The sequence below is a fragment of the Citrobacter sp. CK199 genome, assembly GCF_030333285.1.
Taxonomy (GTDB): Bacteria; Pseudomonadota; Gammaproteobacteria; order Enterobacterales; family Enterobacteriaceae; genus Citrobacter_B; species Citrobacter_B koseri.
In genome coordinates, this window is sequence record NZ_JAOWGF010000026.1 from 179,468 (window position 1) to 204,925 (window position 25,458).

25 protein-coding genes and 1 tRNA gene are annotated in these 25,458 nt (G+C 53.6%); 12 read left to right on the forward strand and 14 right to left on the reverse strand.

The window, feature by feature from the left end; translation table 11 throughout:
• Positions 1-96 precede the first annotated feature (96 nt).
• From OGX75_RS11930 to OGX75_RS11955, 6 genes are all read left to right on the forward strand, one after another.
• On the forward strand, positions 97-960 hold the full coding sequence (locus tag OGX75_RS11930; protein ID WP_286451139.1) for a nickel/cobalt efflux protein RcnA: 864 nt from the start codon (positions 97-99) through the stop codon (positions 958-960).
• A 982-nt stretch (positions 961-1,942) separates the two neighbouring features.
• Positions 1,943-2,476 carry a fimbrial protein gene (locus tag OGX75_RS11935; protein WP_012134978.1) on the forward strand — a complete coding sequence of 178 codons (534 nt, stop codon included), beginning with the start codon at positions 1,943-1,945 and terminating at the stop codon, positions 2,474-2,476.
• A 52-nt stretch (positions 2,477-2,528) separates the two neighbouring features.
• Complete coding sequence (locus tag OGX75_RS11940; protein ID WP_286451138.1) at positions 2,529-3,278, forward strand: fimbria/pilus periplasmic chaperone; 750 nt, start codon at positions 2,529-2,531, stop codon at positions 3,276-3,278.
• Entirely contained in the window at positions 3,259-5,826 is a 2,568-nt protein-coding gene (locus tag OGX75_RS11945) for a fimbrial outer membrane usher protein (RefSeq protein ID WP_286451137.1), read from the forward strand. The genes OGX75_RS11940 and OGX75_RS11945 overlap by 20 nt, the downstream gene beginning before the upstream one ends.
• A gap of 3 nt (positions 5,827-5,829) precedes the next feature.
• Positions 5,830-7,167 carry a fimbrial usher protein StbD gene (gene stbD / locus OGX75_RS11950; RefSeq protein WP_286451136.1) on the forward strand — a complete coding sequence of 446 codons (1,338 nt, stop codon included), beginning with the start codon at positions 5,830-5,832 and terminating at the stop codon, positions 7,165-7,167.
• The gene (locus OGX75_RS11955; protein ID WP_071257889.1) at positions 7,133-7,915 is read left to right on the forward strand and encodes a fimbria/pilus periplasmic chaperone; all 783 of its coding nucleotides are present in this window, start codon (positions 7,133-7,135) and stop codon (positions 7,913-7,915) included. The genes stbD and OGX75_RS11955 overlap by 35 nt, the downstream gene beginning before the upstream one ends.
• Positions 7,916-7,928: 13 nt before the next feature.
• On the opposite strand, the gene OGX75_RS11960 is transcribed toward OGX75_RS11955, so the two are convergent.
• The 3 genes from OGX75_RS11960 to OGX75_RS11970 all read right to left on the reverse strand — a co-directional run bounded on the left by OGX75_RS11960 (position 7,929) and on the right by OGX75_RS11970 (position 10,118).
• Positions 7,929-8,201: a GNAT family N-acetyltransferase gene (locus OGX75_RS11960; protein ID WP_047463941.1), complete on the reverse strand. Its 273-nt coding sequence runs from the start codon at positions 8,199-8,201 to the stop codon at positions 7,929-7,931.
• An 11-nt stretch (positions 8,202-8,212) separates the two neighbouring features.
• Positions 8,213-8,443 (reverse strand): 4Fe-4S mono-cluster protein YjdI, encoded by a 231-nt coding sequence (yjdI, locus tag OGX75_RS11965; protein WP_071257888.1) that lies wholly within the window; start codon positions 8,441-8,443, stop codon positions 8,213-8,215.
• 121 nt (positions 8,444-8,564) lie between these two features.
• Positions 8,565-10,118 carry an L-lactate permease gene (locus OGX75_RS11970; RefSeq protein ID WP_058668056.1) on the reverse strand — a complete coding sequence of 518 codons (1,554 nt, stop codon included), beginning with the start codon at positions 10,116-10,118 and terminating at the stop codon, positions 8,565-8,567.
• 492 nt (positions 10,119-10,610) lie between these two features.
• Between OGX75_RS11970 and OGX75_RS11975 the strand changes: the two genes are divergently transcribed.
• Genes OGX75_RS11975 through OGX75_RS11985 form a run of 3 tightly spaced genes read left to right on the forward strand, consistent with a single transcriptional unit; the run spans position 10,611 to position 13,456 of the window.
• Positions 10,611-11,330: a (Fe-S)-binding protein gene (locus OGX75_RS11975; RefSeq protein WP_024130919.1), complete on the forward strand. Its 720-nt coding sequence runs from the start codon at positions 10,611-10,613 to the stop codon at positions 11,328-11,330.
• Positions 11,331-11,340: 10 nt separating this feature from the next.
• Complete coding sequence (locus OGX75_RS11980; RefSeq protein ID WP_047461453.1) at positions 11,341-12,768, forward strand: LutB/LldF family L-lactate oxidation iron-sulfur protein; 1,428 nt, start codon at positions 11,341-11,343, stop codon at positions 12,766-12,768.
• On the forward strand, positions 12,761-13,456 hold the full coding sequence (locus tag OGX75_RS11985) for a LutC/YkgG family protein (protein WP_115181190.1): 696 nt from the start codon (positions 12,761-12,763) through the stop codon (positions 13,454-13,456). Before OGX75_RS11980 ends, OGX75_RS11985 begins: the two co-directional genes overlap by 8 nt.
• A gap of 96 nt (positions 13,457-13,552) precedes the next feature.
• Here the strand turns inward: OGX75_RS11985 and OGX75_RS11990 are convergent.
• Together OGX75_RS11990 and actS are read right to left on the reverse strand one after the other, a co-directional pair.
• Positions 13,553-13,626: transfer RNA gene (locus tag OGX75_RS11990), tRNA-Gly, on the reverse strand.
• Between the two features lie 79 nt (positions 13,627-13,705).
• Entirely contained in the window at positions 13,706-14,452 is a 747-nt protein-coding gene (gene actS / locus OGX75_RS11995; RefSeq protein ID WP_058668057.1) for an amidase activator ActS, read from the reverse strand.
• A 200-nt stretch (positions 14,453-14,652) separates the two neighbouring features.
• On the opposite strand from actS, the gene idi reads away from it, so the two are divergent.
• Positions 14,653-15,198 (forward strand): isopentenyl-diphosphate Delta-isomerase, encoded by a 546-nt coding sequence (idi, locus tag OGX75_RS12000; RefSeq protein WP_071257878.1) that lies wholly within the window; start codon positions 14,653-14,655, stop codon positions 15,196-15,198.
• Between the two features lie 259 nt (positions 15,199-15,457).
• On the opposite strand, the gene lysS is transcribed toward idi, so the two are convergent.
• From lysS to xerD, 5 genes are all read right to left on the reverse strand, one after another.
• The gene (gene lysS / locus OGX75_RS12005) at positions 15,458-16,975 is read right to left on the reverse strand and encodes a lysine--tRNA ligase (RefSeq protein ID WP_230010024.1); all 1,518 of its coding nucleotides are present in this window, start codon (positions 16,973-16,975) and stop codon (positions 15,458-15,460) included.
• A 9-nt stretch (positions 16,976-16,984) separates the two neighbouring features.
• Positions 16,985-18,083, reverse strand: a protein-coding gene (gene prfB, locus OGX75_RS12010; protein WP_096753903.1) for a peptide chain release factor 2 whose coding sequence is annotated in 2 segments (ribosomal slippage) — positions 16,985-18,007 and positions 18,009-18,083 — 1,098 coding nt in all. Because the reading frame shifts where the segments join, the coding sequence is not laid out codon by codon here.
• An 86-nt stretch (positions 18,084-18,169) separates the two neighbouring features.
• The gene (gene recJ / locus OGX75_RS12015) at positions 18,170-19,903 is read right to left on the reverse strand and encodes a single-stranded-DNA-specific exonuclease RecJ (protein ID WP_286451135.1); all 1,734 of its coding nucleotides are present in this window, start codon (positions 19,901-19,903) and stop codon (positions 18,170-18,172) included.
• Positions 19,904-19,908: 5 nt separating this feature from the next.
• Positions 19,909-20,622: a bifunctional protein-disulfide isomerase/oxidoreductase DsbC gene (gene dsbC / locus OGX75_RS12020; RefSeq protein ID WP_115614443.1), complete on the reverse strand. Its 714-nt coding sequence runs from the start codon at positions 20,620-20,622 to the stop codon at positions 19,909-19,911.
• A gap of 23 nt (positions 20,623-20,645) precedes the next feature.
• Positions 20,646-21,542 (reverse strand): site-specific tyrosine recombinase XerD, encoded by an 897-nt coding sequence (gene xerD, locus OGX75_RS12025; protein WP_012134998.1) that lies wholly within the window; start codon positions 21,540-21,542, stop codon positions 20,646-20,648.
• 103 nt (positions 21,543-21,645) lie between these two features.
• Here xerD and fldB point away from each other — a divergent pair, with 103 nt between their 5' ends.
• Positions 21,646-22,170, forward strand: a complete 525-nt coding sequence (gene fldB, locus OGX75_RS12030) for a flavodoxin FldB (RefSeq protein ID WP_012134999.1) — start codon at positions 21,646-21,648, stop codon at positions 22,168-22,170.
• Positions 22,171-22,267: 97 nt separating this feature from the next.
• Here the strand turns inward: fldB and OGX75_RS12035 are convergent, their stop codons facing one another.
• Both OGX75_RS12035 and sdhE read right to left on the reverse strand, forming a co-directional pair.
• The gene (locus OGX75_RS12035; RefSeq protein ID WP_024130921.1) at positions 22,268-22,675 is read right to left on the reverse strand and encodes a protein YgfX; all 408 of its coding nucleotides are present in this window, start codon (positions 22,673-22,675) and stop codon (positions 22,268-22,270) included.
• A complete protein-coding gene (gene sdhE / locus OGX75_RS12040) occupies positions 22,656-22,922 on the reverse strand; it encodes an FAD assembly factor SdhE (protein ID WP_024130922.1) in 267 nt (88 codons plus the stop codon). The genes OGX75_RS12035 and sdhE overlap by 20 nt, the downstream gene beginning before the upstream one ends.
• 256 nt (positions 22,923-23,178) lie before the next feature.
• Here sdhE and ygfZ point away from each other — a divergent pair, with 256 nt between their 5' ends.
• The gene (gene ygfZ / locus OGX75_RS12045) at positions 23,179-24,159 is read left to right on the forward strand and encodes a tRNA-modifying protein YgfZ (protein ID WP_104868221.1); all 981 of its coding nucleotides are present in this window, start codon (positions 23,179-23,181) and stop codon (positions 24,157-24,159) included.
• Positions 24,160-24,313: 154 nt separating this feature from the next.
• Here ygfZ and trhA read toward each other — a convergent pair whose 3' ends face one another.
• Both trhA and yqfB read right to left on the reverse strand, forming a co-directional pair.
• On the reverse strand, positions 24,314-24,973 hold the full coding sequence (gene trhA / locus OGX75_RS12050) for a PAQR family membrane homeostasis protein TrhA (RefSeq protein ID WP_012135004.1): 660 nt from the start codon (positions 24,971-24,973) through the stop codon (positions 24,314-24,316).
• A gap of 161 nt (positions 24,974-25,134) precedes the next feature.
• Positions 25,135-25,446: a N(4)-acetylcytidine aminohydrolase gene (yqfB, locus tag OGX75_RS12055; RefSeq protein ID WP_047461422.1), complete on the reverse strand. Its 312-nt coding sequence runs from the start codon at positions 25,444-25,446 to the stop codon at positions 25,135-25,137.
• Between the last annotated feature and the right edge of the window lie 12 nt (positions 25,447-25,458).

Here is a 25,458-nt window from a genome sequence, read left to right on the forward strand (position 1 = left end):
ATTATGGATTATAGCATTGTGACGCTACTGGGGGGTAGTATTTGGTACTGGGGGGGAGTAGAATGCGGGGAAATAAGACAACTAAGAATCATTCTCATGGGCGAATTTTCAACATTACTTCAGCAAGGAAACGCCTGGTTCTTCATTCCCAGCGCCATTCTGTTGGGCGTATTACATGGGCTGGAACCCGGGCACTCCAAAACGATGATGGCGGCGTTTATCATCGCCATCAAAGGGACGATTAAGCAGGCTGTGATGCTGGGGCTGGCAGCCACGCTTTCACATACCACCGTTGTGTGGCTTATCGCCCTGGGCGGCATGTACATCAGCAGAGCGTTTACCGCAGAATCCGTGGAACCCTGGCTACAGCTGGTTTCCGCCATCATTATTCTGAGCACGGCGTTCTGGATGTTCTGGCGTACCTGGAAAGGAGAGCGGGACGGGTTGGCTAACCGGCTTCCTGCCCACACTCACCACCATCACGACCATGAGCACCACCATCACCACGACCACGACCATCACCACGACCACCAGCATGTTCATATTTCCCTGAAGGGGCTAACGGACGGATCGCACGCCTGGCAGGATGCCCATGAACGGGCACATGCGACCGATATTCAGCGCCGCTTTCACGACCGGGAAGTGACAAACGGACAGATTTTACTGTTTGGCCTGACGGGCGGCCTGATCCCTTGCCCGGCAGCCATCACCGTATTGCTGATCTGCATCCAGCTTAAAGCCTTCACGCTGGGAGCCACGATGGTACTGTGCTTCAGCATTGGTCTGGCGTTAACGCTGGTAGCCGTTGGCGTGGGCGCAGCCATCAGCGTGCAACAGGCCGCAAAACGCTGGAGCGGATTTAATACCCTGGCGAGAAAAGCCCCCTATTTCTCCAGCATACTGATCGGTCTGGTGGGGCTTTATATGGGAATGCATGGTTATCTGGGCATTATCCACTAATTGTTCCCCGCCTTTTTCCACAAACGTGCAGCGACCCGGGCGCTGCACGTCCGTTCATATCAATTTTTCGCAAGCCATGAGCAGACCGTAGACGGGCGGTAAGCCGCTCTGATGAGTGAAGCGCATTAACAAATCTTTCCAGAAAGTCGCCTGGCCGTATAATTCGATGCTATTACCCGACGCGTATTGCAGTTCCGCGCTTTTGCGACAAGCGCGCAGGCATTGCGGATTTATTGCGGAAAAATTGTTCTCTCCCACGCTCAACATCAGCATAATTCCGCGCAGAAAACACGCTTCATGCGAACAAAACGCACTATATCAACTGGCAAATTAAATACGATTGCATCAATTGTTGATCTTAATCAAATGGGGTTTATTGGAAACTAAACCTTTTAAGCTCCAAAAGATCCAACAAAATAAAATAAAATTCCTAAAGTAAAGAGTACGCACCTAATAGTCAGCAACAGAAACAGTATAGTGATGCTGATGATTATTATAAAACCGGTATCTATTTACATCACACATTCAATTAATTAACACACCGACATGGAACGACTTTACGGCTAAATCATTAATACCAATAAAGCGAATATCTAATTATCTTAATATCGACGCAACCGATCTATTTCCAGTTTTTAATAGCCACCACCTATTACAAAAGATTTATTCGGATGTTTTAAACGATTTTCATATTTAAGATTACTGTCGTTAAAATTCCGGCATAAGAAAAAAGATATATTTTCAGATGGGCTATTTGTCGCCTGGGACGCATTGTTGAATAAAAACGGAGAAGGCGCGTTCAGCAGCACATTTTTCTATTTCAACGCCTCAACACCAGGATTAATACCAATATTTTCGCCAACACTGACTTAATACAGCAACATTCCAGCACAGTGCCATTTTTATGAATGTCCCTGAGCATTGGGAACACCCTGAATTCTCAGGGTAAATCAACACGACTGAATGAAAATGGAGTTTAGTTATGAAACTGAATCGTGCCCTAATTCCGGCGCTGGTGATCTCCGCGATCTATTCTGCGGGCGCGCTGGCTTCTGATAATACCATTACATTTATGGGAGAAGTTTCTGATGAAACCTGTTCCGTATCGGTAAATGGTTCTGAGGCTTCACCTGTCGTCTTACTGCCTACCGTCACGGTAAACACCTTGAACACCAATCAGGTTGCAGGACAAACGACCTTCGACATCGGCGTCAGCGGATGCACCGGCTCAGCCTCCGGGATCAATATTTCAACCGTCTTCGTCGGAAATAACATCAGCGCCACGACCGGAAACCTGGCCAGCAATGGCTCGGCGAGCGATGTTGAAATTCAGATCCTCGACACCAGTGATACAGAGATCGATTTTCGCAACGCGTTTAATGGCGGCGGAGATTTAGCGCTGGCGGCAAATGAAACATCAGCCACGGCAACCTACAAGGCCCAATATTACTCAGGGGGCGCAGCAACCACCGGTACGGTGCAGGCCTCCATGCAATACGCGGTTTCTTACCAGTAATTTAACCCAGGCGGGAATTTCGTCCCGCCCTCTTTCGACCAGGGAGTAATAAATGAACCCCATTCGCGACGCCCTGTATTCTCTCGCGGGGTTTCTGTTTATCTTTTTTACACTCTGGAGTGAACACGTCACCGCCAGTATTACCATGACCGGGACGCGAATTATTTATAATGGTTCAGCCAACTCTGTCGATGTTCATTTAAAGAATAAAGATTCCTTCCCTTATGTGGTCTCAACCTGGTTCGATAACGGCAATATGGCAGACGGGCCGGAGAAATCAGCTCAACTTCCCTTTATCGCCACGCCGCCGGTATTTCGTATTCAACCCGGCGAAGGGCAAATTATTCGGATTGTTTTTACGGCGGCCCAGTCCCTGCCACAAGACAGGGAATCTCTGTTCTATTTTAATTTTATGCAGGTTCCGCCCGCGAATGTGGGCCAACGTAGCCCGGATCAGGGCAATCAAAACAGCCTGCTGATCATGCTACGCAACCGGGTGAAGTTATTTTATCGTCCGGCTGAATTAAACGGTAATCCACAAAAAATGCTGGCGAACCTTCAGGTCACGCGAACGGGTCAAACCGGCATCACCATTAAAAATAATCAGCCTTATTACATCACCATTGCCGGGCTACAGTTGATCAATGCCTCAGAAACCCGCGCCCAAAAAGCAGGCATGATTGCCCCTTTCAGCAGTGAGCGTTATGTCTTTACCGACGCCCGATCGGCTGCAAATCAGCGTGTTCGCATCACGTTGATTAACGATCAGGGAGCCAGAATCAGTGAAGATTTTCCTCTTTAATCGCCCGGCGGGTTTCGGCCTGATGGTATGCGTTACGGCATTTTCCGCTGCGGCCAGGGCTGATTACTATTTTGATCCCGCGCTGCTCCAGGGGTCCGCATACGGTCATGGTCTGGATCTCCAGCGCTTTAATCATACCCAAGACAGCGTGCCTGCGGGTGAATACGTGCTGGATATTTATCTTAATAACCAGTTGATTCGCCAGCAGGAAAAGATCGAACTTATCGCATCCGCCACGCCGGATAACGCCGTCGAACCCTGTCTGCCGTTTGAGGTGGTTCGCGCCAGCGCGATTCGCACGCGCTCCTCTGCGGCGTCTTCAACGCCGCACTGTCTGCGCATCAGCGAGACCGGGCAAAAAATCAGTTGGCAAGTGGATATAGCGAAGCTGCGCCTGAATATGATGATTCCTCAGGCCGGGCTTTACCACGCTCCCCGGGGGTATATTCCCGTTTCCGAATGGGACGCCGGAGAGACCGCGCTGTTTTTGCGCCACAATACCAATTTTTATCATACGGAAAATACAGACTCACACCTGCGCTACGACTACCTGTGGAGCAATATCAATGGCGGTTTCAACATCGGGCTGTGGCAATTTCGCCATCAGGGGAACCTCCGCTATGCCGATGACAACCAGACGGGTAGCCACTACAAATACAATGCGGTAGCGACTGCGATTCAGCGCCCTCTTCCTCAGTTTGAGAGCGTGATAGCGTTTGGGGACAATTACACCAACAGCAGCCTGTTCGGCAGCCTCTCATTCAACGGCATAAAACTGAACACCGATCAACGGATGTGGCCGCAGGGCAAACGCGGTTATGCGCCGGAAGTGCGCGGCGTGGCGACCACAACCGCCCGCGTGGTGGTACGCCAGCAGGGTAAAGTGATTTACGAAACCACCGTCACGCCCGGCGCTTTTGTTATTAACGATCTCTACAATACCCGTGGCCAGGGCGATCTGGCCGTCGATGTCATCGAAGCGAACGGGCAAATCTCAAGTTTTACCGTTCCCTACTCGGCGGTTCCTGATTCCGTTCGGCCGGGAAACTGGAACTATGAGCTGGCAATGGGCTACGTTCGCCACTACTACAGCGTGGAGAATAAATTTGTCGAAGGCGTTTTGCAGCGCGGGATGAGCAACACGCTAACCGCCAATTTGGGTTCACGGCTGGCCGATGATTATCAGGCGTTTCTGCTGGGCGGGGTAATGGCAACATCCGTCGGGGCATTCGGCCTCAATACCGTTTACTCAAACGCCAGAGTCGAAAACGACGATAACGAGCAGGGCTGGCGCATTGAGGCCAGCTACAGCAAAACGTTTACCACCGGCACAAATCTGGTGCTGGCGGCCTATCGTTACTCCACCAGCGGTTATCGTGATTTACAGGATGTGCTGGGCGTGCGCCGTCAGCAGAAAAACAGCGTGGCGTATTATTCGGATACGCTGCACCAGCGTAATAACTTTTCCGCTACGCTCAGCCAGCCGATGGGCGACTGGGGCATGGTTAGCTTCACCGGCAGTACGTCAGATTACTACAGCGACGCGTCGCGCATCACCCAACTCCAGTTTGGCTACAGCAACAGCTGGCGCAACATCACCTTTAATCTTAGCGCCGCCAGGCAGCGCAGCAGTTATGCCAGCCGCTACGACACCAGCGTAAACGACCGGGATTTTGACCGCGAAAACCAGCGTAAATACACCGAAAACACGCTTTCACTGGGGATCTCCATCCCCTTCGATGTTGGCGCCAGCCGCACGCAGCTAAATCTGGATATGAATCGCAGCCGCGACGTTCGCACCGCCACGGTGGGGATAAGCGGCGCCACGGGCGAGAACAGCGCCACATCCTGGGCCGTTTATAGCGGCCTGGAGCGAGATAAGCACGACGGCAGCAGCGCAACCTGGGGCGGCAACGTGGAGCAACGAACCGCCGTCGGCGCGTTTCGCGGCTTTGCCTCCCGCGGCAGCGATTACCAGCAATATGGTCTGGGGATGTCCGGCACGCTGGTTGCGCACCGCGGCGGGATCACCGCTGGCCCCTACACCAGCGATACATTTGCGCTTATCGAAGCGCCAGGCGCACGCGGCGCGGCGGTACGTAACGGGCAAGGCGCAACGGTCGATTATTTCGGCTATGCCCTGCTCCCTTCCATGACCCCCTATCGCTATAACACCGTAAGCCTGGACAGCGGAAACATGAATGCCGAAGTAGAGCTACAGAGCGGCAGCAAGCGCATCGTGCCCTACGCCGGCGCGATTTCCCGCGTGAAATTCATGACCACCAGCGGTAAAGCGGCACTCATCAACACAACGCTTCCCGATGGCGACCAGCCGCCGATGGGCGCTGACGTGACGGACGGCCACGGCGAATCCGTGGGAATGGTCGGCCAGGGCGGGCAAATTTACGCCCGACTGGCGGAACAGTCCGGCGTGCTGTTCGTACAGTGGGGGCAAAAATCCACGCAGCGATGCCAGGTCTGGTATCAACTACCGGCTAAAACGCATACGCCGCTGTACCAGCTCACACTACCTTGTCGTCAGGAATAACGTATGAAAATCAGACAGCTCTTTTACGGCCTGTTATTCAGCGGCATGGTTGCGCATCCTGCCCTGTCCGCCTGCATCAAGGTCACGTCAGCCAGCCCCCTTTCTCAGGCGGCGAAAGACGCAGGCTATGTGGGCGCCAGTTGGGGCGGCGTGGGGGATGGCGATGTAAAAGGGAAACTGGGCTTGCCCGGCGTCATTACCTTAAGCAACGGGACGGGATTTCAGAGCGAAGGCACGTTGCTGGGCAGCGCCGCTGCCAGTTTCGTCCCCAATGGACGAACGCAGGGCGTCACGGCCAATCAGATTATGTTTCGCTGTACCATTTCCGAAATCGGCCAGGTATATGAATACTATGCCACCAACGGCGACGATTACTGGGGAGGCATGGTCGACGTACCGGGAATCGACGGCGCTTACTACACCTACGTTAAAAACGTGGCGGTCAGGCTGACCAATCTAAAAACCGGAGAATATTACTCCCGTTACTGGAAAGCGCGCGCAATCCCGGAAAGTGAAATGTTCAATGACGGCACCTATATCTACATTCCTGCCAGCGCCTTTAGCGACGTATTTGTTGAACTGTTTCGGGTTGATGACAGCGCCAGAGGCGTTGATGGTTCCAACCGTTATACCTATCCCTACGCGGGACCGGCAGGCTATATCGCTTTCCACGGTGGCGGCATGAGTTCAGGGCTTTTCGAGGGCGCTGACAGCCGAACCAACTATAGCGGCTGGGGCGCGGCGCAGTGGCCCGGCGGCTGGACGTTAACCAGCCAGACCGTGTTCGTGCGCGGCGCCGCCTGCCGGGTCAACGACTACCCCGCCATTGTCAGGTTACCGCCTACCAGCGTTGGCGAACTCATCAGCGGCGGCAGCAGTCAGGCTCCTTTTAGCATTAGCGTCGAATGCGAAACCGGGGCGTTGTCCGGCACGACGGCGTCCACCAGCTTAAGAGCATATGTAGCGATGGGATTCCTGGTCAGCAATCCCACCGCAGCCAATGCGGCCTCTCAGTTGGGCCTCAAGACCGGTTCCGGCGCCTATACATGGCTACTCGACAATCATTATGGCGTAAACGGCGTTGCATCAGGCGTTGGCATTCGCCTCTACAGCGACAAGCAAAATGGCAATGCGCTGAATCTTCTGCCCAACCAAATAGCCACAGCCACGGGCAACGCGGGCGGCTGGTACGGCTATCAGGATCTGACCACGCAAACCGCCAGCGGCTCAACCAGCCTCTACAGCGGTGACTTTACCGCCTCTCTGGAAGCGATTCCGGGGGAAAACGTGACAGCAGGAACGGTCTATGCACAGCTCCAGGTGGTGGTCAGTTTTCAGTAACTGGCCCACATACACGCTTCTTATCGTCTGGACAGGATGGACGGCGACTCCCGCACGGGCCGTGGTCAATACGGAAGTGACCCGCGTTATTTTTAACGCCGGGGAGAGCCATTATTCGCTGGCGCTGGCAAATTCAGCGCAGCACCCTGCCCTGGTTCAAATCTGGACGGATGAAGGCGATCCGCTGAGTCAGCCTGCTGAGACCATCACGCCCATCGTCGCGATACCGCCCGTATTCAAAATGCAGCCAACGGAAATTCGGACGGTAAAGTTACAGCTCGCAGAGAAGCCTGGGTTAGCGCGCGAGCGGGAGTCGCTTTACTGGCTGAATATCTACCAGATCCCGCCGATGACCGATCAGGACGCGAAAACGCGGCAAAAACTCGTTCTGCCGCTGCGCATCCGCATGAAAGTGTTTATTCGTCCACAGGGCGTTGGGCCATTGAGAGAGCAGGATGGCGAACGGCTGACCTTCACATTCCAGCCGCAGGAGGCGCAGCTTTATGTTAATAACCCGACGCCGTGGTACATCACGCTGGCAGCGCTGGCGTGCGACAACACCAGCGCAACGCCGCTGATGATCGCTCCGCTGTCTTCACAACCGCTAGCGTTACCCGGGAAAGTGGGACATTGTCGTACCGTCAGGTACGAGCTTATCAACGACCACGGTAATCGCTGGGTTTATGAGAAACCGATAATAAACAGCGGGGCGCCGGAAAAGACCGTGGGCAGAAACCCACGGCGATGACCGGTAAAACGCATCAGGCGCGGATATCGTCATACTCGCGCGTTTTATCAAACTCATGTTTGGCGAAAGGACAAAGCGGAATAACCTTGCGGTTCTCCTGGCGCATCTTTTCAACCACCTTCGCGACAAGCTGTTTACCGACGCCCTGCCCCTTCAGGCTGGGATCGACATCCGTATGCTCAATAATGCTCAGATGTTCGCCCGTCGGTACAAATACGATTTCGGCGACCTGATTACCCGCAGCATCATTCACATAAAATTTGTTGTGGCCTTCGAGTATCTCCATCATTTCCTCACTTATTTCTGGCGGTATTTCAGCGCGCCGCTCGGACAGGTATCAATAACATGCACAACCGTTGCCACATCCACTTCATCCGGGATGATCCACGGCTTACGTTTCAGATTAAATAGCTTCGCGCTACCGCGCACGCAATTACCCGAGTGCTGACAAATGGCCGTATTGAAATAGACATCGATTTTCTCGCCGGTATAGGCCCGGTAACCCGCATCCAGTAGTTCCTGATCCATGACATTGCCTCTGTAATTGTTATGTTTTCGCTAGTAAGCATAGCCCCGTCAAAGTGGCGTGGCTACAGGAAAACAGAAGCATTTGCCAGTTGATGAGCAGTCGTCGTTGCGCAAAATAACGTTAAGTCATAAACCAGTAATAAAAGAGACCAACTTTTAATCCAAGGATCACAATATAGGCACAGCAGTACTTCATAGTGCCGGACATTATCTGATTCGCCTGTCCCTCCATTTTGGTTGCCGAAACCGCAATGGCGATACTTTGCGGTGAAATCATTTTCCCGCCTGTTGCGCCGGAGGTATTTGCCGCAGCCAGCCAGTTTGGATCAATATTTAATTTACTGGCGGCAATGGTTTGTAGTTTGCCAAACAGAATATTCGAGTTGGTGTCGCTGCCGGTAACAAACGTTCCCAGCGCACCAATCACCGGAGCGAGAAAAACGTACGAGCTTCCGGTCAGATCGACAATCGACTGGGCCAGCGTGGAGATAATACCGCTGAGATCCATTACCGTTGCCAGAGCGACGATCGCCATAATCGCGACAATGGAATTTTTAAGCTGGAATACGGTTTTGACAAACACTTCCAGCATACCGCGTGCCGATGCCCCCTGAATAAAACCGCCAATAATGGTCGCAAAGATAATCAACATTCCGGGCGTGGTGACCCATTCGACTTTCAGCGCCAGCGTTTTGCCATCGGCCAGCGTAAAATGCAGCACCGAAGCCAACTGAGAAGCCGCCGCTTTTATCGTTGGAAATAACGGCGAGCACAGCAGAATAAAGACAAAAATAAACAGATAGATAGAACCCACCCGGAACAGCACTTTCGCCGAGCGCGGCGTCGTTTCACGGGTGTGGCTGACTTCAATGCGCCACTCGGGATCTGTTTTCCCTTTGCGCAGGCGGCTGGCAATTGCGACGGCAAAAAGACTGACCAGGCTGCCGGCAAAGGCGGGTAATTCTGCCCCGAGATGTATGGCGACAAAATACTGCGGAACAAGCGTTGTGATACCGCAAAGCAGCGTAATAAGGAACACGCCGCGAATGGCTTTCAGGCCACCGCCAATAATGCAAATTATGACAAACGGCAGCAGGATATTAAAAAGGGCTAATTGCAGAATAATCGTTCCGCCTAAGGTGTAAACCGGCAGATTAACCTGTTCAGCCAGGATAGAGACCGGAATACCAACCGCCCCGAACGCCGTGGGGACGGTGTTGGCCACAAGTGAAGCAATTGCTGCCTTCAGTGGGTTAAATCCCAGCGCGATGAGAATACCGATAGGTATCGCGACCGCCGTACCGTACCCGGCAGCCGCTTCAAGGAATCCACCGAAACACCACGAAATCAGCAGTACCTGAATACGCTTATCTTCGCTAATACTGGCGAGAATATCGCGGAGAATATCCAGCGCTTTGGTCGCCTGCATGACGTTATAACTGAATATAGCGCCGAGGATCACAATCACGATCGGCCATAATCCTTTCAGTGCGCCATAACCCATCGAGGCTTTAAGATTTTGTACTGGCATGTCCCAGAATATTGCAGACAGCGCGGCAGTGAATGCCAGCGAAATCAAAACTGAATAATGGATGGGCATTTTCAATTTCAGAATTAAAAATACCATAAGCAGCAAAGGAGAGAGTGCCAGGGCAAACATAAAATATTCGTTCATTACTATTCCTGATTGGTTCATTAAACCTGATTTATATTTATGGTGGGGAGGCTACATTGCCGGTCAAATGAAATATGTAAACTGAATCGCTTCAGTGAATAAAGTAATTATGATTTGTAGTTTTGTAACTATTGTAATCTTTTAATTAAAATTCAATGCCAGGAAAATATACTTAAGAGCAAGGCAGATACCTATAAATAGTTATTTAACAACCTGTTTAATAATGATATTGACGAAATTAGTAATCACTTGAAACTATTTTTCGGACGTTCACATCGCTGTGGTTTTCATTATAAAAATGTGAGCGATGCCGAAATAAATAAACCCGGGTATTGCATATGGGTATTGATTGGTGGATTATTCTATTTTGTCATACAAATGAACGTAGAGTAGGATAAACCGAAAAACAATGGTCGTTTTTATTATTGATTTATGACCCGGTGGCCGGTTGTCATCGGGGCTAAATAGAAGTGAAGCAATGGAGCATTGATTGTGAATGTAAATTTCTTTGTTACCTGTATTGGTGACGCGCTGAAATCACGGATGGCACGAGACTCCGTATTGCTGCTGGAAAAACTGGGCTGCCGCGTTAATTTCCCCGAGAAGCAAGGGTGTTGCGGCCAGCCAGCCATCAACAGCGGCTACATCAAAGAAGCGATCCCTGGGATGAAAAACCTGATCGCAGCGCTGGAAGACAACGACGACCCGATTATCTCTCCTGCTGGCTCCTGTACCTACGCGGTAAAAAGCTACCCGACATATCTGGTCGATGAACCTGAATGGGCGTTACGTGCGGAAAAGGTCGCCGCGCGCATGCAGGATCTCACCTCCTTTATCGTTAATAAACTGGGTGTGGTGGATGTGGGGGCCAGCCTTCAGGGCAGAGCCGTCTATCACCCATCCTGTAGCCTGACCCGCAAGCTGGGAGTGAAGGAAGAGCCGCTCACGCTACTGAAAAATGTGCGCGGGCTGGAGCTGTTGACGTTTGCCGATCAGGATACCTGCTGCGGATTTGGCGGGACGTTCTCGGTCAAAATGGCCGAAATATCCGGCGAGATGGTGAAAGAGAAAGTCTTACACCTGATGGATGCCCGACCTGAATATTTGATTGGCGCAGACGTCAGCTGCCTGCTGAACATTGGCGGTCGACTGCAACGGGAAGGCCAGCCGGTCAAAGTGATGCATATTGCTGAAGTGCTGATGAGCCGCTGAGGGGAAAGAGATGTCGATAAAAACCAGCGATGTAGAATTTAAACTGCGCATTCGTCAGCAAATTGAAGATCCGATCATGCGCAAAGCCGTGGCCAATGCGCAGGAGCGAATCGGCGCGAATCGGCAAAAAATGGTCGATGAGTTAGGGCACTGGGACGAATGGCGTGACCGTGCCAGCCAGATCCGCGATCACGTTCTGAGTAATCTCGACGCTTACCTGTATCAACTCACCGAGAAAGTGACGGAAAACGGCGGGCACGTCTACTTCGCCAAAACCAAAGAAGAAGCCACCCGCTACATTTTACAGGTCGCCCAAAGTAAAAACGCGCGCAAGGTAGTGAAGTCCAAGTCGATGGTGACCGAAGAGATTGGCGTCAATCATGTGTTGCAGGATGCCGGAATTCAGGTGATCGAAACCGATCTGGGCGAGTATATTCTCCAGTTGGATCAGGACCCGCCTTCACACGTTGTGGTTCCGGCAATCCATAAGGATCGCTATCAGATCCGCCGCGTGCTGCATGAACGTCTGGGCTATGACGGCCCGGAAACGCCAGAAGCGATGACCTTATTCATCCGCCAGAAGATCCGCGAGGATTTCCTCAGCGCTGAAATCGGTATTACCGGCTGTAATTTCGCCGTGGCGGAAACCGGATCGGTGTGCCTGGTGACCAACGAAGGCAATGCGCGGATGTGTACCACGCTGCCGAAAACACACATTGCGGTGATGGGGATGGAGCGTATCGCCCCCACCTTTGCCGAGGTGGACGTACTGATCACCATGCTGGCGCGCAGCGCCGTTGGCGCACGTTTGACGGGTTACAACACCTGGCTGACCGGCCCACGCGAGGCAGGCCACGTTGACGGGCCGGAAGAGTTCCATCTGGTTATCGTGGATAACGGGCGTTCCCAGGTACTCGGTTCTGAATTTCGCGACGTGCTGCGCTGCATTCGCTGCGGAGCCTGTATGAACACCTGCCCGGCATACCGCCACATTGGTGGACACGGCTATGGCTCAATCTATCCCGGCCCTATCGGCGCGGTGATTTCCCCGCTGCTCGGCGGTTATAAGGATTTTAAAGATCTGCCGTATGCCTGTTCATTATGCACGGCCTGCGACAGTGTCTGCCCGGTGCGCATTCCGCTGTCAAAACTGATCCTGCGCCATCGCAGAGTGATGGCCGAAGAGGGCATTACCCCGAAAGCCGAGCGACGGGCGATCAAAATGTTCGCTTATGCCAATAGCCATCCTGGGCTGTGGAAAGTCGGGATGATGGCGGGCGCTCATGCGGCAAGCTGGTTTATTAATGGCGGTAAAACGCCGCTTAAAGTCGGCGCTATTGGTGACTGGATGGAGGCGCGAGATCTCCCTGATGCTGACGGAGAGAGTTTCCGTAGCTGGTTTAAGAAACATCAGGCAGAGGAGAAAAAGAATGGATAACCGTAGCGCGTTTTTAAACACCATCGCCCAGGCGCTGGGCCGCCCGCTGCGATTCGAACCGCAGGCAGATACGCTGCCGGTTAACAACTATGCGAACGAGCGACTGACCGAACTTAGCCAGCAGCAGCGCTGCGACGCGTTTATCCAGTTTGCGAGCGATGTCATGCTGGTACGCTGCGAACTGACCAGCGAAGCGCAGGCGCCGGAAGCGGCGTTACGCTTGTGTGAAGAACTGGGACATAAATCGGTGGTGCTCAGCGGCGATAGCCGACTGGTTGAACTGGGGATCACCGAACGCTTGCAGCAGGAATGCAACGCCGTGGTCTGGGACCCGGCCCGAGGAGCAGAGAATGTTACCCAGGCCGAGCAAGCGAAAGTCGGCGTAGTGTATGCCGAATATGGCTTAACGGAATCGGGCGGTGTGGTGCTGTTTTCCGCGCCGGAGCGCGGGCGTTCATTAAGCCTGCTGCCGGAATCCTCGATTTTCGTGCTGCGCAAGAGCACTATCCTGCCACGCGTGGCGCAACTGGCGGAAAAACTGCATCAGAAAGCGCAGGCCGGTGAACGCATGCCATCGTGTATTAACATCATCAGTGGCCCCAGCTCAACGGCAGATATCGAACTGATCAAGGTGGTCGGCGTGCATGGCCCGGTTAAGGCGGTATATCTGATTATTGAAGATTGTTGATACGACTGTTAATGACCGCACTACTGGCACGGACGCCATAATAGCGGGCAGTTAATCCTGTTGGGCGTTGAATGCGGAGTTCAGGAAACTTGAAGCTGGAGCGGGCGAAGGGAATCGAACCCTCGTATAGAGCTTGGGAAGCTCTCGTTCTACCATTGAACTACGCCCGCTTCGAGATGCGTAAGGCATTATAAACCTTACGCTCTTATTGACAAGGTACTTGCTCACTGACTGGCGATTAATTCACCGTCAGCATTTTGGTTTGCTCCCCTGCGGCGGTAAATAACGCAGAGGATCAATCGCTGTTGCGCGGTAGCGAATCTGGAAGTGCAAGCGAACGGAATCCGCATCAGTGCTCCCCATTGTGGCGATTTTCTGCCCGGCTTTCACGCTCTGCCCGTTGTTAACTAACAGCGTGTCGTTGTGGGCATAAGCGGTGATGTAATCCTCATTATGTTTAATCATGATGAGGTTCCCGTAACCGCGTAACTGGTTGCCGACATAGACCACCTTCCCTGCCCCTGCCGCATAAATCGGCGTACCGCGCGCGGCGGAAATATCAATGCCTTTGTTGCCGCCTTCCGCCGTTGAATAAGGCAAAATGACTTTGCCGCTGGCAGGCCAGCGCCAGCAACGTTGCCCTACCGGAGGCCAGGAAGATTGCGGCACAGAAGAGGACGGTCTGACTGCCGCCGTTTTCGTAGAGGATTTCGCCGTGGTCGCACGCGATGAACCGGAACGCTTTGCCCCTCCGCCCAGTTTCAGTTTTTGCCCTACCTCAATGGTGTAAGGCGGGGAAATACCGTTCAGGCGGGCAAGTTCTTTCACGCTGGTTCCCGTCGTGCGCGAAATGCGGTAGAGCGTATCTCCCCGCTTAACGGTATAGACGGAACCCGAATCAGAAGATTGATTGCTGGAGCAGCCCGCTAAAAGCAAGCCTGCACAAAGCAGCATCACAATACTCAGGCTCTTGTTGTTCAGGCGTCCTGCACTCAAAACTATTCCTCGCAACATTTCAAACGCCTTATCATAGCAGCCAAAAGCCAGATGCCCAATGTATTGCCATCGGTGTCACGATATCTCCTTCTTTCCACCGCTACTTTTGGTAATGCCTTTCCACCCTATATAGACTACGCTAGTTGCCAGAGTATATGGCTTGCAGCAGTATGCGGCTATTTTCATATTCAGGAGTTTTTATGACCGGGGAACATGTCATATTGCTGGATGAGCAGGGTAATCCTGACGGCATACTGGAGAAATATGCGGCTCATACCTCTGATACCCTTTTACATCTCGCCTTCTCATGCTGGTTGTTTAACGCGCAGGGGCAATTGCTGGTCACTCGCCGCTCGCTCAGTAAAAAAGCGTGGCCGGGAGTCTGGACCAACTCAGTATGCGGACACCCACAGCAGGGAGAAAGCACTGAAGCGGCAATTATCCGACGCAGCCGTTATGAGCTTGGCGTCGAAATTACCAACCTGACGCCCGTCTATCCAGATTTTCGCTATCGGGCAACTGACCCGAATGGCATCGTGGAAAATGAGGTCTGTCCGGTATACGCCGCGCAGGTGACCAGCGCGCTACAGGTAAACCCGGATGAAGTGATGGACTACCAGTGGAGCGGCCTGGAAACCGTACTGCAAGCATTGAGCGCGGCGCCGTGGGCGTTCAGTCCGTGGATGGTGTTGCAGGCGTCTGACGACCAAGCGCGTGAGTTGTTGCGGGAGTATAACCAGGGGTAATTTACTGGCTTTGTGCCCGGTGGCGCTACGCTTACCGGGCCTACAGAGGTGCAAAACGTAGGCCGGATAAGGCAAAGCCGCCATCCGGCTTTGTGCCCGGTGGCGCTACGCTTACCGGGCCTACAGAGGTGCAAAACATAGGCCGGATAAGGCGAAGCCGCCATCCGGCTTTGTGCCCGGTGGCGCTACGCTTACCGGGCCTACAGAGGTGCAAAACGTAGGCCGGATAAGGCGAAGCCGCCATCCGGCATCTCACGTCTTATTTTACCGGACGCATCGCCGGGAACAGAATCACGTCGCGGATGGTGTGGCTGTTGGTGAACAGCATTACCATGCGGTCGATACCAATTCCCAGACCCGCTGTCGGCGGCAGACCGTGCTCCAGAGCGGTAACGTAGTCTTCGTCGTAGAACATCGCTTCGTCGTCACCGGCTTCTTTCGCGTTAACCTGATCCTGGAAACGCTGCGCCTGATCTTCTGCATCGTTCAGCTCGCTAAAGCCGTTACCGATTTCACGGCCGCCGATGAAGAATTCAAAGCGGTCGGTGATTTCTGGGTTCACGTCGTTACGGCGCGCCAGCGGAGAAACCTCTGCCGGATATTCAGTGATGAAGGTCGGCTGAATCAGGTGCGCTTCCGCCACTTCTTCGAAGATCTCAGTTACGATGCGGCCCAGGCCCCAGCTTTTCTCAACCTTGATGCCGATAGATTCAGCGATCGCTTTGGCGGAGTCGAAGTTATCCAGATCGGCCATATCCGTTTCAGGACGGTATTTCTTGATAGCCTCGCGCATGGTCAGTTTTTCGAACGGCTTGCCGAAGTCGAACACTTCATCGCCGTAAGGCACTTCAGTTTTGCCCAGGATATCCTGCGCCAGCGTACGGAACAGCGATTCGGTCAGTTCGATCAGGTCTTTATAGTCCGCATACGCCATATAGAGTTCCATCATGGTGAACTCTGGGTTATGACGAACGGAGATCCCTTCGTTACGGAAGTTACGGTTGATTTCGAACACACGCTCGAAGCCGCCAACCACCAGACGCTTCAGGTACAGTTCCGGCGCGATACGCAGGTACATGTCCAGATCCAGCGCGTTGTGATGGGTGATAAACGGACGAGCTGCCGCACCGCCAGGAATCACCTGCATCATCGGAGTTTCCACTTCCATAAAGCCGCGGCCCACCATGAATTGACGAATACCCGCCATAATCTGTGAACGGACTTTAAAGGTGTTACGGGATTCATCGTTAGAGATGAGATCCAGGTAACGCTGGCGATAGCGCGCTTCCTGATCCTGCAAGCCGTGGAATTTATCCGGCAGCGGACGCAGCGCTTTGGTCAGCAGCCGCAGTTCGGTGCAGTGGATGGACAGCTCACCGGTTTTGGTCTTGAACAGCTTCCCTTTCGCGCCGAGGATATCGCCCAGATCCCATTTTTTGAACTGCTCGTTGTAAACGCCTTCCGGCAGATCGTCACGGGCAACGTACAGCTGAATACGGCCGCCGACATCCTGCAACGTAACGAAAGACGCTTTACCCATAATACGACGGGTCATCATACGGCCCGCAACGGACACTTCGATGTTCAGCGCTTCCAGTTCTTCATTCTCTTTCGCGTCGAAGTCAGCGTGCAGTTGGTCTGAGGTGTGATCGCGACGAAAATCATTCGGGAACGGAATACCCTGCTCGCGCAGGCTAGCCAGCTTCTCGCGGCGCGTTTTCAGTTCATTGTTAAGATCGGTTACCGCGTCAGCGCTCTGTGCGTGTTGTTCAGACATGTTGGTTCCTCATAACCCTGCTTTCAAACTTGCTTCGATAAATTGATCCAGGCTGCCATCCAGCACCGCCTGCGTGTTGCGGGTCTCAACCCCGGTACGCAAGTCTTTAATGCGGGAGTCATCAAGGACATAAGAACGAATCTGGCTGCCCCAGCCGATGTCGGATTTGTTATCTTCCATCGCCTGTTTCTCGGCATTTTTCTTCTGCATCTCCAGTTCATAAAGCTTCGCTTTCATCTGCTTCATGGCCTGGTCTTTGTTTTTGTGCTGGGAACGGTCGTTCTGGCACTGCGTCACAATCCCGGTCGGGATGTGCGTAATACGTACCGCAGATTCTGTACGGTTAACGTGCTGACCGCCCGCGCCGGATGCGCGATAAACGTCGATACGCAGGTCTGCCGGGTTGATTTCGATATCAATATCATCGTCAACTTCCGGGTAGACGAACGCGGAGCTGAACGAGGTATGACGACGACCGCCGGAATCGAACGGGCTCTTACGCACCAGGCGATGAACGCCGGTTTCGGTACGCAGCCAGCCATAGGCGTATTCGCCGGAAATCTTGATGGTGACGGATTTGATCCCCGCGACTTCACCTTCAGACTCTTCAATAATTTCGGTTTTAAAGCCGCGCGCTTCTGCCCAGCGCAGATACATACGCTCCAGCATGCTTGCCCAGTCCTGCGCTTCAGTACCGCCGGAACCTGCCTGAATATCGAGGTAGCAATCCGCGCTGTCATACTCACCGGAGAACATACGACGGAATTCCAGCTGCGCCAGCTTTTCTTCCAGCGTATCGAGTTCAGCTACGGCTTCGTTAAAGGTTTCTTCGTCGTCGGCTTCTACAGCCAGCTCCAGCAGCCCGGAAACATCTTCCAGACCCTGAGTCATTTGGTCGAGGGTGTCGACAATCGCTTCAAGGGAGGAACGCTCTTTGCCCAGCGCCTGCGCGCGTTCGGGTTCGTTCCAGACATCCGGCTGTTCCAGCTCGGCGTTTACTTCTTCCAGACGCTCTTTCTTGGCATCGTAGTCAAAGATACCCCCTAAGAACGTCAGAGCGTTCCGTGAGGTCCTGAATGCGGTTATTTACCGGGTTAATTTCAAACATGGTCTGATTTCTTTTATTGGACGAGTCAAAATGCAGTGATAAGAGCGGAATTCTACCGGATTCGCGCTCTCATTAATATACTGTTGTCAATTTGGCCAGAGGTGATCAATGATCAGCTGTAGGCTACGGTTGCCGCGAAACTCGTTGATATCCAGCTTATAGGCAAGCTGAACTTCGCGTACGCCGTTATCCGGCCAGCAGGCGGTATCAACGTTAAACGCAATGCCGTCCAGCAGCGGGCCGCCGCCAACCGGTTCGACCATCACTTTCAGGTGGCGTTCGCCGACCAACCGCTGCTGCAACAAGCGAAAACGTCCGTCAAACAGCGGTTCCGGGAACATCTGCCCCCACGGCCCTGCGTCACGCAGCAGTTGCGCCACTTCCATCGTCATCTCAGCCACGCTCAGCGGGCCATCAGAAACCACTTCGCCCTGTAGCAGCGATGGGTCGAGCCACTCGGTCACCAGCTCGCCAAAACGCAGCTGGAAATGTTCAAACTGCGCCTCTTCCAGTGACAATCCTGCCGCCATCGCATGGCCGCCGAATTTGAGCATCATCCCCGGATACAGCGTATCCAGACGCTCCAGCGCATCGCGCATATGCAGCCCCTGAATGGAACGACCGGAACCTTTCAGCGTACCGTCACCGGCGGGCGCAAAGGCAATCACCGGGCGATGGAAGCGCTCTTTAATGCGCGAAGCCAGAATGCCGACCACGCCCTGATGCCATTCTGGATGATACATCGCCAGGCCGCCAGGCAGCGTTTCACGGCTGCGTTCCAGTTTCTCGCACAGGGTCAGCGCTTCCGCCTGCATCCCCTGTTCGATTTCTTTACGCGTCTGGTTCAGCGCATCCAGTTCATTCGCCAGCACCCGCGCTTCGCCGATGTTATCGCACAGCAGCAACGCCACGCCGACGGACATATCATCCAACCGCCCTGCGGCATTCAGACGCGGCCCCAGCGCAAAGCCTAAATCGCTGGCCGCCAGCTTCTGCGGATCGCGGTTCGACACCTCAAGCAGCGCCTTAATGCCTGGGCGACATTTTCCGGCGCGGATACGGCTCAACCCCTGCCACGTCAGGATGCGGTTATTGGCGTCCAGCGGCACCACGTCCGCCACCGTGCCTAACGCGACCAGGTCGAGCAATTCCGCCAGATTCGGAGGCGTAATGCCACGCTCATCAAACCAGCCTTTATCACGCAGGAAAGTGCGCAGCGCCAGCATCAGATAGAACGCCACGCCAACGCCTGCCAGCGACTTCGACGGGAAATCGCAATCTCGCAGATTCGGGTTAATGATGGCTTCTGCGTCAGGTAGCGTATCGCCCGGCAGGTGGTGATCGGTCACTACCACCGGAATCCCCAGCGCTCTGGCATGTTCCACACCGGCATGAGAAGAGATGCCGTTATCCACCGTCACAATCAGCTGCGCGCCGCGAGCATGCGCCTGATCGACCACTTCCGGGCTTAATCCGTAGCCGTCTTCAAAACGGTTTGGCACCAGGTAGCTGATATTGTTACAGCCCAGCGAACGCATACCGAGGACGCTAAGCGCCGTACTGGTGGCGCCATCCGCGTCAAAATCGCCCACGACGACGATGCGAGCCCCCTCGCGAAACGCGTTATAGAGGATCTCAACCGCCTTTTCGACGCCGCTAAGCTGCTGCCACGGCAGCATCCCTTTTACGCTGCGCTCCAGCTCCTGCGCGCTGCGTACGCCCCGGCTGGCGTATAAACGGCGCAGCAGCGGCGGCAGGTCAGCAGGCAGCTCAGCTGTCTCGTCGGCCTCACGCCGACGAAGTTGTATCTGTTGTTTCACGCGAATTATTTACCGCTGGTCTGTTTCTGGTGCGCGTCAAGGAACGCCTTCATCTCTTTCGGCCCCTGATAGCCAGGCACCACATAGCCGTTGCTCAGCACAATCGCTGGCGTGCCGCTCACGCCGAACTGCACACCCAGCGCATAATGATTGGCGATATCGATATCGCAGGTGGCGGCTTTCACGCCTTTGCCCGCCATCGCCTCATCAAAGGCTTTGTTTCGGTCTTTCGCGCACCAGATGGACTTCATATCCTGCTCGGCCTGGCTTTCCAGCCCCTGGCGCGGGAAGGCCAGATAACGCACGGTAATCCCCAGCGCGTTATAGTCTTTCATCTCTTCATGCAGCTTGTGACAGTATCCGCAGGTGATGTCGGTAAAGATGGTGATGACGTGTTTTTCCTGCGGCGCTTTGTAAACAATCATCTCTTTTTCCAGCGCATTCAGGTGTTTCATCAGCAACTGATTGGTGACATTTACCGGCGACGCGCCGCTGACGTCATACATCGGCCCCTGAATAATATGCTTACCATCGTCGGTGACGTACAGCACGCCGCTGTTGGTCAGCACGGTTTTCATGCCTGCAACCGGCGCGGGCTGAATTTCCGTGCTCTGCACGCCCAGCTTAGTCAGCGACTGGCTAATGGCTGCATCGTCCGCATGAACCATTCCCGAAAATGCCGCCGCCAGCAGGGTGAACATCATAAAACGTTTTTTCATAACCTATCCTTTCCTGTCAGCACTCACGCTCGCGGGTGATGCTGTTGATGAAGTTGACGCAAGCGCTCCGTTGCGACATGAGTATAAATTTGTGTGGTCGAGAGATCGCTATGCCCAAGCAGCATCTGTACAACGCGTAAGTCAGCGCCATGATTCAGCAAATGGGTGGCGAAAGCGTGACGCAAAACGTGCGGCGACAGCTTTTCGCTGTCGATTCCCGCCAGCACGGCATAGTGTTTAATGCGGTGCCAGAAGGTCTGACGCGTCATTTGTTGCGCCCGCTGGCTGGGAAATAAAACGTCAATCGACACGCCGTTCAACAGCCACGGGCGCCCGTGCTCCAGATACGTCTCCAGCCAATACACCGCCTCTTCGCCCAACGGCACCAGACGTTCTTTATTGCCTTTACCGATAACCCGCACAACGCCCTGGCGCAGGCTGATATCGCTCATGGTCAGCCCGACCAGCTCAGAAACGCGCAGGCCCGTCGCATACAGCACTTCCAGCATTGCTTTGTCGCGTAATTCCAGCGGTTGGTCAACAACTGGCGACTGTAATAATCTCTCAACTTGTGCTTCGCTGAGATCTTTTGGCAAACGCTGCGGAAGTTTGGGCGACGCGAGCTGCGCGCTCGGATCGTCCTCACGAAATTTTTCACGGTACAGATGCTGAAAGAAGCGCCGCGTGGCGCTCAACAACCGTGCGGAACTGGTGGCTTTATACCCGCCATCCATACGTTCCGCCAGCAGCGTTTGTAAATCATCGCTCTGCACCGTCGCCAGCGTTTTTCCACGATGATGCAACCATTCGACCACCATCGACAAGTCGCGCCGATACGCGCTCAGCGTATTTTCCGCCAGATTACGCTCCAGCCACAGGGCATCGAGAAACTGCTCGATACGCGCCAGATCCTTATCCATCTCGGGCCCCTCTGCGTGTTAAATCAACGCCATTATGCCTGAAGCCGACGCCTTTCTGGTACACTAGCCGCATCGTCATCGCAAGAATCGAGAGCAGTACGTCATGAATATCGGCCTTTTTTATGGTTCCAGCACCTGCTATACCGAAATGGCAGCGGAAAAAATTCGCGACATTATTGGCCCGGAACTGGTCACATTACACAACCTCAAGGATGACTCTCCGACCTTAATGGAGCAGTACGATGTGCTCATTTTAGGCATTCCGACCTGGGATTTTGGTGAAATACAGGAAGACTGGGAAGCCGTCTGGAATCAACTGGACGATCTCAAGCTGGAAGGCAAAATTGTCGCGCTCTACGGCATGGGCGACCAGTTAGGCTACGGCGAGTGGTTCCTGGATGCGCTGGGTATGCTGCATGACAAACTTGTCACCAAAGGCGTTAAATTTGTCGGCTACTGGCCTACCGAAGGCTATGAGTTCACCAGCCCGAAACCGGTCATTGCCGATGGGCAACTTTTTGTCGGCCTGGCGCTGGATGAAACCAACCAGTACGATCTCAGCGATGAGCGCATCCAGGCCTGGTGCGAGCAAATTCTCGGTGAGATGGCAGAGCACTATTCCTGCTGACCGTTTTGCCGGATGGCGGCGTGAACGCCCTGTCCGGCCTGCATGGCGCACCGAACCGTAGGCCTTAAAGCTGCGCGCCATCAGGCCTTCGTTGGCGTTACCCCTGCGTCGCCTGTTGCAACATTAACCGCCGTAAATCCCGCCACTCGGCGTCATCCATGCTGTCCGCCGCCAGCCACAAGTGCTGACGCTTCCCGCTGTCGGCGCGCAAACGCAGCATCATGCCAGTTTTAAGCATCCAGGGCGGCCCCTGAATCGTCCAGTCTTGCCCTTGCCAACGTAAACGCCCATCCATCAGCAGTTTAATTTCGCCCTGCCGGGTATTAATCCGCCGCTGACTGCGCACACAGTCGAACACCACCAGCGAAAGCAATATCAGCCAGAGCGGCGTGTAGCTCAATGGCCAGGGCATCAATAAAACCAATGCGGCGACAAGCCCATGAATGAGCAAAGAGAGCCATTGTGCGCGCCAGGAGACGCGTAAATCAGATTGCCACAGGACCACGTTCCCGATTCCGTGTCTGGATGAGTTTCACCATTTGTTCCAGCTCTGCATCACCCGGTTTACCGTGGTTCATCAACCAGTTAAATAAATCAGGATCGTCGCATTCCAGCAAACGAACAAAGATGCATTTTTCTTCATCGCTTAAGTTATCGTACTCATGTTCGAAAAACGGCATGATAGAAATGTCGAGCTCACGCATACCGCGACGGCATGCCCAATGAATACGTGCTTTGTTATTAATATCCATGTTCTTCTTCCTGTCTCGCGAAAATGAAGTACCCGGCTATTGTAACGTGTTTTTCATGTTCTTTTACGGGAATCTCCATAAACGGAAGCATGATCGGCAAATAAAACCACATTAAGTCAAAGGGTTCATCGATTTTGCATCGCGCCTCGCAAAGCGGGCGATAAGGCACAAATGGGATGTTTAAACCGCTTGCAATGGGCTATAGCTCTTTTACCATTAGTCACTATTACTGCGTTAAGCAAATCAGGACATTATTATGGCTTTTACACCTTTTCCTCCTCGTCAACCGTCCGCGTCAGCCCGTTTGCCTCTGACGCTGATCACTCTCGATGACTGGGCGCTGGCCTCGATCACCGGCGCCGACAGCGAGAAGTATATGCAAGGTCAGGTCACTGCGGACGTCAACCAGCTTACCGAACAGCAACACTTACTGGTCGCCCATTGCGATGCAAAAGGGAAGATGTGGAGCAACCTGCGTCTGTTCCGCGACGGCGACGGTTTTGCCTGGATTGAACGCCGCAGTCTGCGAGAGGCCCAACTGACCGAGCTGAAAAAATACGCCGTGTTCTCTAAAGTCGCGATCGCGCCTGACGATGAGCGCGTTCTGCTCGGTATCGCTGGTTTTCAGGCTCGCGCAGCGCTGGCGAATATCTTTAGCGAGTTACCGAACAGCGAAAAACAGGTCGTGAGCGAAGGGGCGTCCACCCTGCTTTGGTTTGAACATCCGGCGGAACGTTTTCTGCTGATTACGGATGTCGCCACGGCTGAATCCCTGACTGAAAAACTGCGTGGCGAAGCGGCGCTGAACAACAGCCAGCAGTGGCTGGCGCTGGATATTGAAGCGGGCATTCCGGTCATTGACTCCGCGAACAGCGGGCAATTTATACCGCAGGCAACCAACCTACAGGCGCTGGGCGGCATCAGCTTTAAGAAAGGCTGCTACAGCGGGCAGGAGATGGTCGCCCGGGCAAAATTCCGCGGTGCGAACAAACGCGCGCTCTGGTCTCTGGCGGGTAAAGCCAGCCGCGTACCGGAAACCGGAGAAGATCTGGAGTTGCAGATGGGTGAGAACTGGCGTCGTACCGGCACCGTTCTTGCGGCAGTGCAACTGGATGACGGCCAGATTCTGGTGCAGGTGGTCATGAACAACGATATGGAAGCTGACAGCGTATTTCGCGTACGCGATGATGCGAATACTCTGCACATCGTACCGCTGCCCTATTCGCTGGAAGAGTGAAAAGAATAACGCCTGATGGCGCTGCGCTTATCAGGCCTACGGTTCAGTGCGCCATGCAGGCCGGATAAGGTATTAGCCGCCATCCGGCAGTTGGGTTTCAGGCCCCATCCCTCGTAGGCCGGATAAGGCGTAGCCGCCATCCGGCAACAGTGTGTCAGACCTGCCCTACATACAGATAGATCGCCAGAAAGTGGCACACGCTGCCGCCCAGCACAAACCCGTGCCAGATTGCATGGTTATAGGGAATGCGTTTGCAGACGTAGAAAATCACGCCTAGCGAATAGACCACGCCGCCGACCGCCAGCAGCGTCACGCCTCCCGCCGCCAGTTTGATCGCCAGTTGATAAACCACAATCAGCGACAGCCACCCCATCGTTAAATACGTTACCAGCGAGAGAACCTTAAACCGGTGGGCAATAGTCAGCTTGAATAAAATACCGAGCAGCGCCAGGCTCCAGATGACAATCATCAGCCCACGCGCCAGCGGCGAATCCAGCCCCACCAGCAAAAACGGCGTATAGGTTCCGGCAATCAGCAGATAGATAGCGCAGTGGTCGAATTTTTTCAGCCAGATCTTCGCCCGCTGATGCGGAATCGCGTGGTAGAGGGTTGAAGCAAGAAACAGCAGGATCATGCTGCCGCCGTACAGGCTGTAGCTGGTAATGGCCGTTGCACTGGCATTCGCGTCTACCGCCTGAACCAGTAACAGCACCAGACCGACAATACCAAACACCAACCCAATACCGTGGCTGATGCTATTGGCAATTTCCTCTGCCAGCGAATATCCCTGTGCGATTAATGGTTTCTGCACCATAGCTTACTCCAAAGAACGTTCACAATCGTGATAGCGTTCCTAGCGTAACTGAGAATGGTTCCAGTGAACACCTGTTAGCTAAAATAAATATCAACTTAAGATTAATCTTTGTAAATCATGATGTTGAAACTTATTTTTCAACTAACAGTTGTTCATTAAAATCAAAGGCATTTAAAATCAATCACATAAAATTGCGTCTGATCCGGGTAAATCCCGGCAATCACATGTTTAAGCTCTTCAAGCGTCATGTTTTCCTGCCGGGCATGTTTTTCCGTTAGCGTGTCCAGCGTGACGGTTGAAGTGCCAACAACCTCAATTGTGCAGAAGTAACCCTCATCTTCGAAGCGTCCAACCCGTAGAATATCCCCGGCTTTGAAGTGTGATTCGGACTCGTCACGAATGGTGATAGTTTTGCGTCCGGCCAGAATGTCATCCTGGAAACGCTGAAAAAAAGTGATGTCATTTGGCTGCATGTTATTATTCCC

What these genes read in the sequence shown, in the direction of transcription:
- OGX75_RS11930 (WP_286451139.1), top strand. Translation starts at nt 97, where the DNA reads ATGGGCGAATTTTCAACATTACTTCAGCAAGGAAACGCCTGGTTCTTC.
- OGX75_RS11935 (WP_012134978.1), top strand. Translation starts at nt 1,943, where the DNA reads ATGAAACTGAATCGTGCCCTAATTCCGGCGCTGGTGATCTCCGCGATC.
- OGX75_RS11940 (WP_286451138.1), top strand. Translation starts at nt 2,529, where the DNA reads ATGAACCCCATTCGCGACGCCCTGTATTCTCTCGCGGGGTTTCTGTTT.
- stbD (WP_286451136.1), top strand. Translation starts at nt 5,830, where the DNA reads ATGAAAATCAGACAGCTCTTTTACGGCCTGTTATTCAGCGGCATGGTT.
- OGX75_RS11955 (WP_071257889.1), top strand. Translation starts at nt 7,133, where the DNA reads ATGCACAGCTCCAGGTGGTGGTCAGTTTTCAGTAACTGGCCCACATAC.
- OGX75_RS11960 (WP_047463941.1), bottom strand. Translation starts at nt 8,201, where the DNA reads ATGGAGATACTCGAAGGCCACAACAAATTTTATGTGAATGATGCTGCG.
- yjdI (WP_071257888.1), bottom strand. Translation starts at nt 8,443, where the DNA reads ATGGATCAGGAACTACTGGATGCGGGTTACCGGGCCTATACCGGCGAG.
- OGX75_RS11970 (WP_058668056.1), bottom strand. Translation starts at nt 10,118, where the DNA reads ATGAACGAATATTTTATGTTTGCCCTGGCACTCTCTCCTTTGCTGCTT.
- OGX75_RS11980 (WP_047461453.1), top strand. Translation starts at nt 11,341, where the DNA reads ATGTCGATAAAAACCAGCGATGTAGAATTTAAACTGCGCATTCGTCAG.
- OGX75_RS11985 (WP_115181190.1), top strand. Translation starts at nt 12,761, where the DNA reads ATGGATAACCGTAGCGCGTTTTTAAACACCATCGCCCAGGCGCTGGGC.
- idi (WP_071257878.1), top strand. Translation starts at nt 14,653, where the DNA reads ATGACCGGGGAACATGTCATATTGCTGGATGAGCAGGGTAATCCTGAC.
- lysS (WP_230010024.1), bottom strand. Translation starts at nt 16,975, where the DNA reads ATGTCTGAACAACACGCACAGAGCGCTGACGCGGTAACCGATCTTAAC.
- dsbC (WP_115614443.1), bottom strand. Translation starts at nt 20,622, where the DNA reads ATGAAAAAACGTTTTATGATGTTCACCCTGCTGGCGGCGGCATTTTCG.
- xerD (WP_012134998.1), bottom strand. Translation starts at nt 21,542, where the DNA reads ATGGATAAGGATCTGGCGCGTATCGAGCAGTTTCTCGATGCCCTGTGG.
- fldB (WP_012134999.1), top strand. Translation starts at nt 21,646, where the DNA reads ATGAATATCGGCCTTTTTTATGGTTCCAGCACCTGCTATACCGAAATG.
- sdhE (WP_024130922.1), bottom strand. Translation starts at nt 22,922, where the DNA reads ATGGATATTAATAACAAAGCACGTATTCATTGGGCATGCCGTCGCGGT.
- ygfZ (WP_104868221.1), top strand. Translation starts at nt 23,179, where the DNA reads ATGGCTTTTACACCTTTTCCTCCTCGTCAACCGTCCGCGTCAGCCCGT.
- trhA (WP_012135004.1), bottom strand. Translation starts at nt 24,973, where the DNA reads ATGGTGCAGAAACCATTAATCGCACAGGGATATTCGCTGGCAGAGGAA.
- yqfB (WP_047461422.1), bottom strand. Translation starts at nt 25,446, where the DNA reads ATGCAGCCAAATGACATCACTTTTTTTCAGCGTTTCCAGGATGACATT.